At 41.2% G+C, this 17,249-nt stretch carries 13 protein-coding genes; 7 read left to right on the top strand and 6 right to left on the bottom strand.

Annotated elements, in window-relative coordinates; all coding sequences use genetic code 11:
* Window positions 1-44: 44 nt before the first annotated feature.
* Together DDV96_RS07905 and DDV96_RS07900 are read right to left on the bottom strand one after the other, a co-directional pair.
* Window positions 45-539: a hypothetical protein gene (locus DDV96_RS07905; RefSeq protein ID WP_116694275.1), complete on the bottom strand. Its 495-nt coding sequence runs from the start codon at window positions 537-539 to the stop codon at window positions 45-47.
* A 145-nt stretch (window positions 540-684) separates the two neighbouring features.
* Window positions 685-1,584: a S66 peptidase family protein gene (locus DDV96_RS07900; protein WP_116694213.1), complete on the bottom strand. Its 900-nt coding sequence runs from the start codon at window positions 1,582-1,584 to the stop codon at window positions 685-687.
* A 113-nt stretch (window positions 1,585-1,697) separates the two neighbouring features.
* Here DDV96_RS07900 and DDV96_RS07895 point away from each other — a divergent pair, with 113 nt between their 5' ends.
* The 7 genes from DDV96_RS07895 to DDV96_RS07865 all read left to right on the top strand — a co-directional run bounded on the left by DDV96_RS07895 (window position 1,698) and on the right by DDV96_RS07865 (window position 12,591).
* On the top strand, window positions 1,698-3,164 hold the full coding sequence (locus DDV96_RS07895; protein WP_116694212.1) for a DUF1800 domain-containing protein: 1,467 nt from the start codon (window positions 1,698-1,700) through the stop codon (window positions 3,162-3,164).
* Between the two features lie 7 nt (window positions 3,165-3,171).
* Window positions 3,172-4,791 carry a DUF1501 domain-containing protein gene (locus DDV96_RS07890; protein WP_116694211.1) on the top strand — a complete coding sequence of 540 codons (1,620 nt, stop codon included), beginning with the start codon at window positions 3,172-3,174 and terminating at the stop codon, window positions 4,789-4,791.
* 153 nt (window positions 4,792-4,944) lie between these two features.
* Entirely contained in the window at window positions 4,945-7,101 is a 2,157-nt protein-coding gene (gene metG, locus DDV96_RS07885; protein ID WP_116694210.1) for a methionine--tRNA ligase, read from the top strand.
* A gap of 7 nt (window positions 7,102-7,108) precedes the next feature.
* A complete protein-coding gene (locus DDV96_RS07880; RefSeq protein WP_116694209.1) occupies window positions 7,109-8,524 on the top strand; it encodes a hypothetical protein in 1,416 nt (471 codons plus the stop codon).
* Between the two features lie 7 nt (window positions 8,525-8,531).
* Window positions 8,532-10,670, top strand: coding sequence for a Tex family protein (locus DDV96_RS07875; RefSeq protein ID WP_116694208.1), 2,139 nt, complete (start codon window positions 8,532-8,534; stop codon window positions 10,668-10,670).
* A gap of 119 nt (window positions 10,671-10,789) precedes the next feature.
* Complete coding sequence (locus tag DDV96_RS07870) at window positions 10,790-11,698, top strand: DMT family transporter (RefSeq protein ID WP_116694207.1); 909 nt, start codon at window positions 10,790-10,792, stop codon at window positions 11,696-11,698.
* On the top strand, window positions 11,686-12,591 hold the full coding sequence (locus DDV96_RS07865) for a histone deacetylase family protein (protein ID WP_116694206.1): 906 nt from the start codon (window positions 11,686-11,688) through the stop codon (window positions 12,589-12,591). Before DDV96_RS07870 ends, DDV96_RS07865 begins: the two co-directional genes overlap by 13 nt.
* Before the next feature lie 191 nt (window positions 12,592-12,782).
* Here DDV96_RS07865 and DDV96_RS07860 read toward each other — a convergent pair whose 3' ends face one another.
* From DDV96_RS07860 to DDV96_RS07845, 4 genes are all read right to left on the bottom strand, one after another.
* Window positions 12,783-13,448: a C40 family peptidase gene (locus DDV96_RS07860; protein WP_116694205.1), complete on the bottom strand. Its 666-nt coding sequence runs from the start codon at window positions 13,446-13,448 to the stop codon at window positions 12,783-12,785.
* Window positions 13,449-13,652: 204 nt separating this feature from the next.
* Entirely contained in the window at window positions 13,653-15,788 is a 2,136-nt protein-coding gene (gene recQ / locus DDV96_RS07855; protein WP_116694274.1) for a DNA helicase RecQ, read from the bottom strand.
* A 358-nt stretch (window positions 15,789-16,146) separates the two neighbouring features.
* The gene (locus tag DDV96_RS07850) at window positions 16,147-16,443 is read right to left on the bottom strand and encodes a GIY-YIG nuclease family protein (protein WP_116694204.1); all 297 of its coding nucleotides are present in this window, start codon (window positions 16,441-16,443) and stop codon (window positions 16,147-16,149) included.
* A gap of 270 nt (window positions 16,444-16,713) precedes the next feature.
* Window positions 16,714-17,046 (bottom strand): single-stranded DNA-binding protein, encoded by a 333-nt coding sequence (locus DDV96_RS07845; protein ID WP_116694203.1) that lies wholly within the window; start codon window positions 17,044-17,046, stop codon window positions 16,714-16,716.
* Window positions 17,047-17,249 lie beyond the last annotated feature (203 nt).

Below are 17,249 nucleotides of genomic sequence, written 5' to 3'. Positions count from 1 at the left end.
ATTTATTGATGATAAAGGGCAAATGCATCAACCGATTTCTGAAATCACTCAAGCCTCATAAAAACAAAAACCAATACCTCAGGGCCAGATGACGTGCCTTGATGTCTTTCGCGCCTATAATCACTGGGGATTTCTTCAAGTTTTAAAGTGGTCGCATTTATTTGAATGATCCTGAATTCTGTAATCGGCGGAAAAGGACTGTCTTGGTACGGACGGCTGTCTGCCAAATCAACTTTCAAGGTATTGCCTTCCACGTGGTAACGCCCAATTAAGTAGTAATGTATGGCACAACTTTCATCGTACCACCGCAGGGACATTTTATTGTCCGACGAAAAATGCAATCGGTCAGGCTCGCTATCACATACATTTCTATAGTTTTCAAGACGTTCGTTGGACCCGTTGCTTATCGTACCAGTTTTCACAAATTCCCAATTGCCCCAAAGGCTCCCCGGAAGTGGTTGCTGGAGCGTAACGCAACCCAACATCATATTGCAAACCACAATCAATAAAACTATGCTTTTTATTTTTAGGATTTTCATGTTTTCAACTTTCACTAATTCCATACCATTTAAAAGTACACAATCGCCGCCTAAAAACAAGCACCTTCTACTAAACAGCCCATTTAAGCACACAAATGGTGCGTATTGATGAGTAAACCGATTTTATCTGAATGAAGCTAATCGTTCAAAAAACCAATTTCGATCTGTTTTTTGTCACCTCCAACGTAATGTTCCTGCCCAGTATCAGTGCCCGGTTGTCGTTTATATGGCCTACAGGCGCGTTGAAGCAAACGGGGTAATTGTATTCTGAAATTGCTTCGGAAATGATGGTTTCTGCCGTTTTCCCAAAAGGAATGGTATTGTCGTTCATATCGCTCATACCACCCACTACCAATGCCGAAAGGGGTTTTAAAAAACCGCTGCGTTTTAGGTTTTGCATCATCCGGTCTATATGATATAAGTATTCGTCCAAATCTTCGATAAGCAGGATTTTCCCTTTTGGATCAACTGCGGAAACACTCCCGGCAATTGAATACAGCACCGAAAGATTGCCGCCTACCAGTTGGCCGGTTGCTTTCCCCGTTCTGTTAAGGTTTTTTTCTTCTGAAACAAATTCTAATCTGTACGGATTTCCGAAGAGTATTTCCCGTATGGAATTTACCGTTTCTGCTGTTTTATTTTCAATATCCAACGGCATCTGGGCGTGCAATGTTTCCAAGCCTAAATTATGAATATGCGAATGCAGCACCGTAATGTCACTATACCCGATAATCCATTTTGGATTTCTTTTAAATTCTGAAAAGTCCAATTCATCAACCATTCGCACCGTTCCATATCCTCCTCGGGCACACCAAATAGCTTTTATAGCTGGATTATCTAACATGTCTTGAAAATCGGCTGTTCGCAAGGCATCGTCTCCAGCAAACTGGTTTTGTTCTGCTTCAATTGTCTTTCCTAAAACTACCTTCAAACCCCATTTTTCTAACAAGTTTAAACCGGATTTTAATTCTTCCTTTGAAACTTTTCGGGCAGTGGAAACAATTGCGACGGTATCGCCTTTTTGCAAGGTTGGAGGTGTTTTCATACAGCTAAAGAATACGGTTTTAAACTCAGAAAAATAACCATTAACGTTAAAATTAACACACAAATACCGTACTAAACTAATTTTCAGTACTTTTAATACACTAAATATCCCCAATGGAAAAAACAGTCACTACTCCCTGCAATTTTTCTACCCTTGTATCTTATACCCCTACAAGTCAAAACCCATGGAATACCCTTAAGGTAAATCACGCTTACAGAAGAATGGCCTTTGGTGCCCCAAAAGCAGATATAGACGCCGCTTTGTCCCTTTCCCCTAACGATTTTATAGACTCCTTGGTGGATGCTGCCCATAACCTCCCACCAACCCCAGCGCCCGTTTGGGGGCATTACACCTACAATGATTTTGGTGATTTTGATACTGAAAATGAAATTTACCTAAAAGAATGGGCAGTGCAAACTGAAACAGATCTTTTAAATGAAAAAATGCGCGGACGCCTCGCGTTTTTCTGGATGAACCATTTTGTAACCGAGCTGGAAATGTACTATTATGCCCCGTATATGTACCAATATTACCACCTCATGCAACTAAACGCTTTGGGCAACTTTAGGGAGTTTGTAAGAGGTGTGGGTATTGATAACGCCATGTTGGTATATCTCAACGGATTTGAAAACACCAATACGCAACCCAACGAAAACTACGCCCGCGAACTTTTTGAACTTTTTACCCTTGGCGAAGGTATTGGGTACACGCAAGAAGACATCACAAATGCCGCAAGAGCCTTGACTGGTTACAACCACTGGGACGAGATTGGCGGCGCTATTTATTTTAATGCCAGCACTTTTGACGATGGCGAGAAAACCATTTTCGGCCAGACTGGAAATTGGGGGTACGACGATTTGATAAACATTCTATTTGCCGAACGTGCCACCGAAATTGCCACGTATATCTGTACTAAATTTTATACCTTTTTTGTAAGCCCCACGATAGATTCCTTTTCCGAACAGGAAATTATCCAGCCCTTGGCGCAAACTATGATCGACAATGATTTTGAAATGGTGCCCGTTTTCAAGCAATTGTTCAAAAGCGAGCATTTTTTTGATGAAGAAGCCCTTGGGGTCATCATAAAAAGCCCTTACGACACCATTTTAGGCTATATGAACGAAACGGGCTTTCACTATGAAGCGCAAACTCTTGAAGTTATTTATTACTTCTGTAACATAGTGGGACAACAACTGTACGACCCGCCTGATGTTTCTGGATGGCAACGGGACGAAGATTGGATCAACTCCTCCACCCTTACCGGCCGTTGGGAACTCATGCGCTATTACAATTGGGTGGGATACAATCACAGGGAACTGGACATAACCGATTTTGCTAAATTGCTTACCAACAACAGCAACGATCCTGCTTTTATAGCCAAAACCTTGGTGGACCATTTTATGGCCAAAGAACTGTTCACCCCAACCGATTACGACATTGCCACCGATGTTTTAAAATGGGAGGTTCCTCAAAATTATTATGACGATGGCTCTTGGAACCTCGATTGGAGCTCGGCCACTTACCAAGTAATCCTGCTCTTGCACCACATTATCCAAATGCCCGAATTTCAACTTAAATAAACCTGCCATGAGCCATTTTCATCATTTTAAGAACAACAAAGAAAAGAAGCTTGATACAAACGCTCACGATCAAGAGCACGCCACGTGGAGCCGTAGGTCGTTTATCCAAGCGTTGGGCCTTGCTGGCGTGGGCACGGCAATGGTAGGGCACGCAGCGGTTTCGGCCTCGAAACCTTCCCCGTTGTCCGTTGCACTCTCGCAAAGCGAAAACGAGAATATCTTGGTCATCATTAGATTAAAAGGCGGCAACGACGGGCTCAACACCATTGTCCCTGTGTACGATTATGCTTCCTATGCTAATTTAAGGCCAACGATAAAACACCAACAAGCCGATTTGCTAAACCTAAATGCCGATTTTGCCATTCCCAATTATATGAACAGCTTGGAAAGTGTTTGGGGCGACGGAAAAATGAAAGTGGTCCACGGCGTTGGCTATCCGCAACAAAACCTGTCGCATTTTCGCTCTTCAGACATTTGGGCGTCCGCAGACCCTGTAAATGTAGAACCTACTGGATGGTGGGGCCGTTATTTTGAAGACCTTTATCCAGATTATTTAACAAATCCGCCCGAAGTACCACCAGCCATACAGATAGGGAGCATTGGCAACCTAATTTTTGATGGCGATGACAACAATTATGCTTTTTCGGTGGCCAATCCAGATCAATTGGCCGATGTGGCCGAAAACGGCACCCTCTACGATGTAACCAACCTCCCAGATTGCGTATATGGCGACAAGTTGCTGTTTATGCGCGCTACCGCCAATACCACCTACACCTATGCCGGTGTGATAAACGATGCGTATATGGCTTCAGAAAACCAAGCCTCGTACAGCGAAAAAGAATTGGCCAAGCAGCTGGCCATCGTCGCCCGGATGATAAAAGGCGGGCTGGGCACCAAAGTATATATGGTTACCTTGGGCAGTTTTGACACCCACGCCAATCAAGTGAACGACCACCGAGCCCTGCTGGAAGACCTCGCAGATTCCTTAAAGGATTTTTACGATGACTTGGGCGCTACGGGAATGGACGACAAAGTATTGAGCATGACCATTTCAGAATTTGGTCGCCGTCCCTATGAAAACGGTTCCAACGGCACTGACCACGGGGCGGCATCACCGGTCATGTTGTTCGGCACAGGCTTAAACGGAAGCGGTTTTGTAGGCGAACACCCCGATCTGAACACTTGGGACAGCAATGATAATTTAATCCCTACTTCCGATTTTCGGCAGGTTTATTCAACCGTTTTGACCGATTGGTTTTGCTTGGACCCAACAGTGGTAAACACCATATTGTTGAACCAGACGTACGAGAATTTAGATCTTGGCCTTACTTGCGGAACCCTTGGTTCGCAATCGTTTTCAAACGTTAATGGCTTTGCCCACGTGCCCATTTATCAAGACGATCGTACGTACATCGAGATTAAAATGACCAACAGCGCAAATATGAACATTAAACTATATGATGTTTTAGGACGGGAAATCACTACTCTAAAAAACGGAATACTCCATCCCGGAAAACACACCATAGATATAAAAACCAATAGCACTGCCAGCCTTATCCCCGGTCAATATATTTATAGAATTGCGGTGCACGGCACTTTTTACAGCAAATCCATTCTTATAAAATAAGCGGCGATAATAATAATCGATATTTTGACTATACTTTCAGGCAGCCTCTTAAAAAATTATCGCGGATTTGTTTTTCCTCGCGCAGTCCACGCCTACCGAACATAAAATCATTATTTTTGCACCGTTCCATTAAAATCCAGATGCGTTTACATTATGGCTGAAAACAGTTCAACAAATTCCAAGTCCCCCAACCGATATACCATTACCGCCGCTTTACCTTACACTAATGGCCCCGTTCATATTGGGCATTTAGCAGGGGTCTATGTGCCGGCAGATATTTACGCGCGCTACCAACGCTTACAAAATAAGGACGTAGCTTTCGTTTGCGGAAGTGACGAACACGGCGTCCCCATCACCATCAAGGCAAAAAAAGAAGGCATTACGCCACAAGAAGTCGTGGATAAATACCACGGAATCATTAAAAAATCCTTTGAAGATTTCGGAATTTCATTTGATAATTATTCCCGAACTTCAGCAAAAGTACATCACGACACGGCATCGGCGTTTTTCAAAAAACTGTACGAAGACGGAAAGTTCATTGAAGAAGTTACCGAACAGTTGTACGATGCCGAAGCCAAGCAATTTCTAGCCGATCGGTTTATCTTAGGAACCTGTCCTAAATGTGGTTTTGAAGAAAGCTACGGCGATCAGTGTGAAAACTGCGGAACGTCCCACAACGCAACCGATTTAATAAACCCAAAAAGTGCGATTACCGGCAACAAACCCGTTTTAAAAGAAACACGCCACTGGTTTTTACCCTTAGACCAATACGAAGGATTTTTAAAAGAATGGATTTTAAAAGAGCATAAAAAAGATTGGAAAAGCAACGTATACGGCCAATGCAAATCTTGGATTGACGATGGATTGCGCGCCCGTGCGGTAACTCGCGATTTGGACTGGGGCATTCCCGTCCCGGTTGAAGGGGGCGAAGGCAAAGTATTGTACGTTTGGTTCGATGCACCAATTGGTTATATCTCTGCTACTAAAGAATGGGCGGAACGCGAAGGGAAAGATTGGAAGCCGTATTGGAAAAACGAAGACACAAAGTTGTTGCATTTTATAGGGAAAGACAACATCGTTTTTCACTGTATCATTTTCCCAAGTATGCTAAAAGCCGAAGGAAGCTATATTTTGCCAGATAACGTTCCGGCGAATGAGTTTTTGAATCTGGAAGGCAACAAAATATCAACCAGTAAAAACTGGGCGGTTTGGCTGCACGAATATCTGGAAGAGTTTCCAAACCAGCAGGATGTATTGCGTTACGTGTTAACCGCGAACGCCCCAGAAACAAAGGACAACGACTTCACTTGGGCAGATTTTCAAGCCAGGAACAACAACGAGCTGGTCGCTATCTTCGGAAACTTTATAAACAGGGTTGTGGTGCTGACCAATAAATATTACGATGGCATTGTACCCGAACCAGCAGACTTTTCAGAAGTTGACACACAAACCTTAAAAGAATTACAAGCCTATCCGGCTGTTATCGCCAGCTCCATTGAACGCTACCGTTTTAGGGAAGCACAGCAAGAGTTGATGAATGTAGCCCGATTGGGAAATAAATATCTGGCAGACGAAGAACCTTGGAAAACCATAAAAACCGACGAAGCACGCACCAAAACAGTGATGTATATTGCATTACAAATCGCCTCTGCTTTATCGTTTTTAAGCGAACCATTTTTACCGTTTACTTCAGAAAAATTGAGAGAAATGCTCACTTCGGCTCCGCTCAGTGACCAAAAGTTAAGTTGGAACGATATTTCTTCTCTCCCTTTGGGAGAGATGCCGAAAGGCAGAGAGGGACTCATAAACCCAGGCCATCAAATAGGAAAAGGCGAATTGCTCTTCAGTAAAATTGAAGACGAGCAAATTCAACAACAGTTAGATAAATTAGAAGCCAGCAAAAAAGCCAATGCTTCGACAAGCTCAGCAACCTTAAATAATGCTATAAAACCACAGAAAGAAATGATAGAGTTTGATGATTTTACCAAGTTGGATATGCGCGTGGGCACCATTATCGAAGCCGAAAAAATGCCTAAAACCAAGAAGTTATTGGTATTAAAAGTGGATACCGGTATTGATGTACGCACCATCGTTTCAGGAATTGCTGAAAGCTTTAAAGCAGAAGATGTAGTTGGAAAAAAGGTAACGGTGTTGGTTAATTTGGCTCCCAGGAAATTGCGCGGCGTAGAAAGTCAAGGTATGATTTTAATGACTGAAACTGCCGAAGGGAAGTTATCTTTTGTGAATCCAGACACTTCGACTCCGCTCAGCACAGATGATGAAGTAAGCAATGGAGCATCAATAAATTAACATTTTTATGAAAAACCGATTTATTTTTTTAATTGCTTTACTTCTTCAATTGGCAATGTATGGACAGGAAGAAGTTGCAACCATTAATGGGGAAGGCAAATTCAGCACTATAAAACAATCTTTTAACGTAGTAGATGAAACATCTGGGAATTTTTTTGTGTTTTTGGAAGATAGAGATAGGGTTTATGGCTTTATGTTCGACGAGAACTATAATATTTTGGGAACTACCATCTGTCCAGACCTTCATTCAAAGTTTAAGGCTATTATTGGCTATGCCATCGAGAGTAAAGTAATAACCCTGTTTATGAATACCCCAAACGGCCGGAGTTATGGCGCCATGACCTTTGATTTTGAAAAAGGAATGGCTCAAGCAAAAGAACTGGGTTTTAAACTTAGAGGTGAAAAATACTTAGAAGCCATACACTACAATAATGATCTTTATTTACTATCGGTTCCAAACAGAGGTTCGCAGTTAAATGTTTATGCTTTTAACAATGACCTTGACCATACATTACATGAAATAATCTTTAAAGAAAATTCTTTTTTAGATCAAAAAGGTAAAGCTTTTGACTTTAGTGAAATTGCCATAAAATCTACCATAGGCCAAATAGAACCTAACACGCCAAATGTATTGGAGTTGACTTCAAAAGATTTAAAATTTTATAAAAAAGGCGATTCCTTATCTATCACATCGGACCATTTCAGGGAACACACCCATCTCATACAAATCGATTTAGCTTCTTTTGAGCATAGTGTCAAAAAACTGCCCCAACCAGAATTTGAAGGTTTTAATCTTTCGGTTAAAAGCAACAGTTTTTTAATGGAGGATAAACTTTTTCAGATTGCTTCTGATTCTGATAAGCTTCAATTTCAAATAGTAGAAATATCTTCAGGGAAAATAATTAAAAAAATCGCTGTCACTGATGACGAACAACTAGAATTTAAAAACACCCCAATAATACAAGAAGGGGGAGATTTTGATTCGTATCGGGAACTAGAAAAAACGAATAAGTTTCTACGGAAAATTTCGAATGGAGGTATTGGTTTATCCATTTATAAACAAAATGGAGTTTATGAAATCACAATGGGCAGTACCGTAGAGAAGCCAAATAACGCAGTAATTGTTGGAGGTGCATTAGGAGGTCTTGCCGGTGGAATTATAGTAGCCTCTTTTAACAACTTAAACTACACTTACAACGGGTATAAAAACACAAAATCTGTTAGAATTACAGGTTTGTTTGACAAAGATTTCAACCATCTTGAAGGATCGATTTCTGAAAATCCATTTGATAGAATAAAAACTACTTTTGAAAACACAAAAGGAGCGACTGCCGAAACTATCTTTAAATTAAATGAATCCTTTATCTGGGGGCATTACAATAGAAAAGAAAACAATTATAGGCTTGTAAAATTTTCAGAATAATTTTAAAATGAACAGCCTTCTTAAATATATAACTTCCAAAACCCAACTCCCCGAAAAAGCAATAAAAAACACCCTTGCTTTATTAAATGAGGATTGTACCATTCCTTTTATTTCCCGTTACCGAAAAGAGCAAACCGGAAATCTGGACGAAGTGCAAATAGGCGATATTGTTTCGTACAAAGAAGCATTTGAAACACTGGAAAAGCGCAAAGCCACTATTTTAAAAGCGTTGGAAGAGCAAGAAGTGCTTACCGATGAACTTCAGAAAAAAATAGAAGCGACCACCGATAGCACCACGCTAGAAGATTTATACTTACCCTATAAAAAGAAACGCAAAACCAAAGCTGATACCGCTCGAAACAATGGCTTGGAACCACTTGCCAAGATTATTATGGCACAAAATGCTTCAGATATTTATTCGATTGCTGAACAATATACGTCTGATTCCATTTCGGTTGAGGAAGCTTTGGAAGGTGCACGCCACATCATTTCAGAATGGATCAACGAACGGAGCGACATTCGAAATATGCTTCGGAAACAATTAGAACGACACGCTGTGCTTACCACCAAAGTCGTAAAAGCGAAGAAAGACGATGAAAAAGCACAAAAATTCAGGGATTATTTTAACTGGAGCGAGGCATTAAACCGTTGTCCGTCGCACCGATTGTTGGCGATCCTTCGCGCTACGGAAGAAGGGTTTATTCGTTTGAAAATTGATCCCGATAGCCATCGGGATGACAATTCACGCATACTTTCAAAAATTGAGAACCGGGTTATAAAATCGAATGGCGACTGTGCCGAACAAATTTCGATGGCCATTGCAGATGCGTACAAAAGGTTATTATTCCCTGCACTTTCCAACGAAATTTTAAACGCTGCTAAAGAAAAAGCAGACGAAACGGCCATACAGGTATTTGCCAAAAACCTGAAACAACTGTTGTTGGGTTCGCCGTTGGGCGAAAAAAAGGTGTTGGCCATTGATCCCGGTTTTAGAACGGGCTGTAAAGTGGTTTGTCTCGATGCCCAAGGCGGACTGGAGCACAACGAAACCATTTATCCGCATCCGCCAAAAAACGATTCAAAAGGAGCAATCAAAAAGATTAGCACCTTGGTAAACGCCCATAAAATTGAAGCCATCGCCATTGGCAACGGAACCGCTTCCAGGGAAACCGAACAATTGATCCGCCGTATTCAATTTGATCGTCCCATTCAAGTTTTCGTGGTAAGCGAAGCGGGTGCTTCTATTTATTCGGCTTCAAAAATTGCACGGGAGGAGTTCCCCAATTACGATGTTACCGTGCGAGGATCGGTTTCCATCGGGCGGCGTTTGCAAGATCCATTGGCTGAATTGGTGAAAATCGATGCTAAATCAATCGGGGTTGGGCAATATCAGCATGATGTGAACCAAACCAAACTGAAAAACTCCTTGGATCGCGTAGTTGAAAACTGCGTGAATGCCGTGGGTGTTAACGTCAATACTGCGAGTACTTCGTTACTGAGTTATGTTTCGGGTATTGGTGATAAATTGGCGGAAAATATTGTAAAGCACCGGGATGAAAACGGGACTTTTTTTTCCAGAAAGGAAATTAAAAACGTTTCAAGGTTGGGCGAAAAAGCCTTTCAGCAAGCAGCGGGATTTCTTCGGATAAAAGATGGGGCAAATCCGTTGGACGATTCGGCTGTGCATCCGGAAAGTTATGCTGTGGTTTCAAAAATGGCGAAGGATCAAGGGGTTGACATTTCAGAAATGATAGGTAATAAAAAACTGCTTCAAGAAATTCCGTTGGAAAAATACCAAACGGAAACCGTTGGCCTGCCTACGCTTCAGGATATTGTAAAAGAACTGGAGAAGCCCGGCCTCGATATCCGCGAGCCCGCAAAAGTGTTCACATTTAACCAAAACATCAAAACCATTGGCGATCTGGAACCGGGGCAATTGCTTCCGGGCATTGTTAACAACATCACAAATTTCGGTGCTTTTGTGGATGTGGGAATCAAGGAAAGCGGATTGATTCATATTTCGAACCTGTCAGATTCTTATGTTTCCGACGTTAACGAACACGTACATTTACACCAACAGCTTATCGTAAAGGTGCTGGAAGTGGATGTGGAAAGAAAACGGATTCAGTTGAAACTTCATAAATAGGTGTTAAATAACTGTTTTCTTTTCCTTTTTCCATTTGCCAGTCTTTTTTATTGAGTAATTTCGCGCTTTCTTATTTATCAACCCTTCCTTGACTCAAGGTTGTTTAAACTGTTATAGCTATGAAAAAGGCACGAATCGCTTTAGTAGTAGGGATAATTTGTATTTCCATCTTTCCCGTTTTGGTAAAATTGAGCTTAACGCCAGGGGTTATCTCTGCGTTTTACCGAATGGCCATCGCCTCGGCAGTATTGCTTCCGTACGTACTTATTACAAAGCAGTTAAAAATTCCTTCTACCAAGATTTTGCTTTTGGGCATGTTGTGCGGGGTAGTGTTTGGGCTGGACGTAGCCGTATGGAATGTCGCCATACAAGAATCTACCGCAACTCAAGCTTCGTTGTTGACTAATTTATCACCCGTGTGGGTAGGGATTGGCGCGTTCTTTTTCTTAAAAAACAAACCTAAAAAGAATTTTTGGATCGGTACCGTCGTGGCTGTTTTAGGCATGGTAACCTTAGTGGGTTTTCACTTTTTTATAAACCTCAATTTTGATCTTGCCTTTATGTTTGGAATATTATCAGGGATGCTATATGCTGTCTATATGCTAGTGAGCAAATTCATCTTGCATGAATTTAATGTGGTATCGTTTATGAGCATTAGTTTATTGGCTTCGGCCATTGCGTTGGGTATTATTAGCTATGCCATTGGCGAACCGTTTTCCGGTTTCAGCAATATGGGGTGGTTTGTGTTGCTCATTCAAGGGTTGGTGTGTCAACTTGCTGCTTGGTTATTGATAAGTTTTGCCACTAAAAGAATGCGTGCTACCCGCGTTTCGGTAAGTTTGTTGGCACAAGGCATTTTAGCATCTATCTTAGCTTGGTTGTTTATAGATGAAACCATTAACTTGCAAATGGTTATTGGTGGCTTAATTTTATTATTGGGAATTAGGATTACGTTTTACGATAAAGAAATAACCTTCAAAACTCGATTGTTCCCTTCAAAAAGAAGACGCATTGCATGCTCAAAATAGCCTATCATCCTATTTATAAGCACCCGTTACCGGAAGGGCATCGATTTCCTATGGAAAAATACGAACTCCTTCCGCAGCAGTTGTTATATGAAGGAACCTGCAATGAAGCCAATTTTTTTGAGCCCAATATGCCTTCGGAAGAACACATACTTGCTGTTCATACAGAAGATTATTTCAAGAATCTGAAAAACGGAACCTTAGACAAACGAGCCGCCCGTAAAATTGGTTTTCCCCTTTCTGAAACATTGGTGAAACGTGGACAATTAATTGCACAGGGGACGATGCAAGGCTGCGAATATGCTTTGGAACACGGCATTGCGATGAACATTGCCGGCGGCACCCATCACGCCTATACCGATCATGGGGAAGGGTTTTGCATTTTTAACGATCAAGCCATTGCTGCCCGGTATTTACAAAATAAAGGATTGGCCAAAAAAATTCTGATTGTCGATCTAGACGTACATCAAGGTAATGGCACTGCGGAAATATTCCACAATGACGATTCGGTCTTTACCTTTTCCATGCACGGCGCCGGCAACTATCCATTCAAGAAAGAAGTAAGTGACCTCGATATCCCCATTCCCGATGGTTCTGGCGATGCGTTTTATTTATCAAAATTGAAAGAAACCCTTCCGCAGCTAATTGAAGATGTACAACCCAATTTTATTTTCTATCTCAGCGGAGTCGATATTTTAGAAACCGATAAGTTGGGCCGTCTAAACTGCACAGTTGGTGGGTGTAAAGAACGCGATCTTTTTGTTTTTGAAACGATCAAACGACAAGAAATTCCCCTACAAGTAAGTATGGGCGGCGGGTATTCGCCCGACATAAAAGTAATTATCGATGCGCACGCCAATACGTTCCGGTTAGCTCAGGATTTGTTTTTTGTGTGATTTCCGGACACATTAAATCGTTTCATTGCGGAGGTTTCGATACATTCCGCCAGAGGCGGAACACTCAACCACCTCAATACGTATCATACCATTAAAAAAGTTAATCTAAATGCACAACCTAAGGTGATTGAGTGATTCTGCTATGCAGAATAGTATCGAAACCTCCGGTAACAAAGAGACCACAAAACCCATTAATTTAAAACCCCCTCCAAAGCGGTTCGCGACTCACTGCCATAAATACCATCGACTGTAATATTGCTTTTTCTTTGAAAGGCCTTGAGCGCTTCTTCGGTTTTAGAGCCAAAGATGCCATCGGCAATACCGGTTAAGTAATCCAAATTTTTCAATATTTTTTGCAATGATTTTACATTATCACTGCTGTCGCCACGTCGTAGATAACCTGATGGGATTTCCAAAGTTTCGTCCACATCATCGGTCAAGCTCCTAAACTCAATGATTTTGCTTAATGGAAAGGTTTGAATGTTCACTTCATCATCTTGATTGCCACCCACACAATAAATGGATTTCCCACTTTTGGTATATCCAATAAAAAAGCCCACGTGACCAAAGATACTGTTGATGTCTATTCGCCAAAACACGACAATATCACCAGGTTGCGGCCAATCGGTTTTTTTACCTGTTTGCAACCAACTGCGTGCCATTGCGCTATTGGATCTTGGTAAATTGGCCTGCAAGGCTACCCAATTTGCAAAAATGCTGCACCAAGCCACCTCATCGTTACCAAAGTCAAGGCCTGTGGTTTCTTGGTATTCTAAAATACGTTCGTTGTGGTCGGTGCCTTTAATTTCTTTTTGGCCCAACTCACCTAATGCTATTTTTAAGGTTTCTCCCAACATAATACATTGTTTTAAAAGTTAAAAACATGTTTTTTAATAAAATTATTTGGGGAAAAAAGGGGGAAAGAATACATAAATATACACAAAAAAGCAGTACGATTTTCTATGTATCATAAAAAATGACAAGGATACCCAATCATAATTAAAAGAAATCCGTACAAATTTTCTTTATACGAGTCGATTGAAAAAGAGCTGTTTACTGGTTTATTCCGAGAGATGCAATCCCAGTTTTATTTTCCAATACGGAACTTTGGCTTCAAAATATTCGAAATACGATTTTAAACTTTCAGGATTTTCAATACTATCTTTTGCAGCGACAATTTTCTCAATTTCTTCCGAAGTGATTAACCGCTCAATTTCTATTTCTTCCCCAGAAATATGTGCTTTTTCCAGATGGGCATAAATGGTGCCGGTAGTTAGGTTTCGTTCCGTTGAAATTTCATCGACCGTTAACCCATCATTAAATAAAGCTAAACTTATCAAGTGTGTAGGTGTTTTTTTAACGCGCTTCTTTTTGGTGGCTTTCACCCTCTTTTTAGGATTCTTTTTCTGTTCCTCTTTAATAATTTTCAGAAAAGGTGCTGCATACTTTTCAAGTTTTGCTTGCCCTACACCGCTTATTTCAGAAAACTCCATTTCAGTTTGAGGTACTTTAGCAACCATATCCTTTAAACTGGCATCACTAAAAATTACATAGGCCGGAACGCCCATTTCTTTTGCCAATTCAAGCCGTAAATTTTTAAGTTTATCAAAAAGTCCGTTGGATTTTACGGCGACATCAATAGTTGTTTTTTCTTCTTCTTTCTTCTGAAGCGGTCTCGCTAAGTAAATTTTTCGGTTTTCAAACAATACCGCTTTTGCCAAGGGCGTCAATATTAATCTCCCATTTTCGTGAAACCGAATCTCCAACACTCCTTGATTGATTAACTGAATAACGTACTGTTGCAAATCACGCCACGAAACATCATTGGCTGCTCCGTATGTTTTTATGTTCTGATAGCCTTTGTTGAACACCTGTGCATTTTGGGCGCCTCGTAATACATCGATCACCATCCCCAAGGCTTCTTGTTCTTGCAAACGCGCCACTGCCGAACATACTTTTTGAGCCAGCAACGTACCATCGAAATAGGTGGGCGGGGTGTTGCAGATGTCGCAATTGCCGCAATCTTCTTGTAAATGCTCCCCAAAATAACCCAATAATGCCCGCCTGCGACAACTCAATGCTTCAGCAAATTGCTGCATGCGTTCTAGTTTGGCGAGTTGATACTCTTCCGTGGGCGTTCCTTCGGCAAATTTCCTGAGTTGTACCACATCGGCAAAACTGTAAAATAATAAGGTATGTGCTGGCAACCCATCCCGACCACTACGGCCAATTTCTTGGTAATACCCTTCAATGTTCTTGGGCATATTGTAATGAATCACCCAACGCACATTGCTTTTATCGATCCCCATCCCAAAGGCGATGGTCGCAACAATTATAGACGTTTTGTCGGTTACAAAATCTTCTTGTATCTGGCTCCGTTCTTCGGAAGAAATCCCTGCGTGATACGCTTTTGCATCGTAGCCAGCCGTTAACAGTTTATCGGCTACGCTTTCGGTACTTTTTCGGCTCAGGCAATAGATGATGCCGCTTTCATCGGTATGTGATTTCAGGAATTGCAATATTTGCTGAATCCGTTTTTGTCCAGGCCTAACATCTAAATACAAGTTGGGCCTATCAAACGAAGCGATAAACTTTTTGGCATTTGGGATGGCCAGTTGCTTGGCGATATCGTCTTGCGTGGCACTATCGGCCGTTGCAGTGAGCGCTATTAAAGGCGTTTGTGGAAACTGTTCTTTTAAGCTCCCCAATTGGGTATAAGCAGGTCGAAAGTCGTGCCCCCAAGACGAAATACAATGGGCCTCGTCAATCGCAAACAGATTTATATCGATATGGTGCAACGTATTTTCCAATAAAAAAATACTTTCCGGCGCTACGTAGAAGAGTTTCAACTTCCCTTCTTGTAAATCGGACAAAGTTTGTTGTTGTTCCTCTTGCGGTTGCGAACTGTTGAAATATGCCGCTGCAATGCCATTGGACCGCAACGCATCGACTTGATCTTTCATTAGTGCAATTAACGGCGACACCACAATGGCCGTTCCCGGCAACGCCAAAGCCGGTAATTGAAAACACAACGATTTCCCGCCACCCGTTGGCATAATGGCCAAAGTGTCGTTTTGGTTCAGCACATTCTTGATTATTTTTTCCTGATTGGGCAGAAAAGCATCGTACCCGAAGTGAGTTTTTAGGAGGTCGTGGAGGGTTGGTTTTATGGACGTATTGGCGTTTGTTGTTGGCATGGGTTGCAAAGTTAAATTAATTTAATAACTGATGATACTGGTTTTCATGAAATTCAGTTTTGGTCGTTTGAATGCCGGTGGTTTCGATACAATCCCGATTATCATCGGGATCACTCAATCACCTTACATTTGGCTTTACATTACGGTGGTTTCAATACACTCCCGATTATCATTGGAATCACCTACCGAAAAAGGCAGGCAGGCTCAACCACCTGATCTTGTCTCTTCATTGCGGTGGTTTCGATACGTTTCTCGTGCCTCGAAACACTCAACCACCTTACATATTGCTTTAGAATTCACAATGTGAGGTTACTGAGTGTTCCGCCTATGGCGGAATGTATCGAAGTGACCGGAATGGCTACTCATTTTCTCTAAATATCTTTTTAGCCAACTCAGGTAACAACTCTAAGTCACCACCCATCAATGCCAATTTCTTTTTCCTACTCCAACCCTGTAGTTGCTTTTCTCTATAAAATGCATGGTCAATTCTATCATATTCTTCATAATAGAATAATGTAACTGGAAGCCTTCTTTTTGTATACTCTGATCCTTCAGCGTTTTGATGTTGTTCAATTCTTTTTTCTAAATATTTTGTGCTGCCCACGTAAAAAGTATCATCGAAACATTGTAGAATGTATGTGTATGCTTTTACCATTTTTTGTCTGTTTAAGGTCGGTGGTTTCGGTACAATCCCGATTATCATCGGGATTACTCAATCACCTTGAATTTGGCTTTTCATTGCGGAGGTTTCGATACGTTTCTCGTACCTCGAAACACTCAATCACCTTACATATTGCTTTGAAATTCACGATCTAAGGTTGCTGAGTGTTCCGCCTATGGCGGAATGTATCGAAGCGACCGGTTATGCTTGTTATATAATTTAATAAAAGGCGCCTTTACCACGCCTTTTATAAAATTGTAAAAACTATTTACTCAACATCAACAACTCATTGCAAAACACCTCGGTAATGTAACGTTTGTTACCATCTTTATCGTCCCAAGAGCGGTTGGTGAGCTTGCCTTCTATGGCGATTTCCTGGCCTTTGGTCACGTATTCTTCGACTACTTTTACTAGGCCGCCTTTTACAACCACGTTATGCCAATAGGCGCGTTCTACTTTTTGTCCGTTTTTGTCTTTATAGCTATCGTCGGTAGCCATTGAGAATTTTGCCATTTTGTTACCGTCGGCAAAGGTTACGATTTCTGGGTCTTGTCCCAATCTTCCAATCAACTGTACTTTGTTTCTAAGTGCGTTCATAATTTTAATTTTTAAGGATTAACAGTTAAGAATAATGTTGAACTAATTGTCCAACGGTACAAACATAGAACGGGCTGGAAGTTTTAATCGGTTGGTACGTATTTACTTTCGTTTATAGTTGTTTATAAACGTTTGTAAGTGTTTGTTTTTGAATAATTGTATTGAAAATTAAAGATTTATACACGATAAAGTATCTAAACTAC

Origin of the sequence: Marixanthomonas spongiae, from assembly GCF_003095375.1 — a bacterium.
GTDB classification, from domain to species: Bacteria; Bacteroidota; Bacteroidia; order Flavobacteriales; family Flavobacteriaceae; genus Marixanthomonas; species Marixanthomonas spongiae.
Note: the sequence above shows the minus strand (reverse complement) of the source record. Positions and strands in the feature narration are given on the sequence as shown.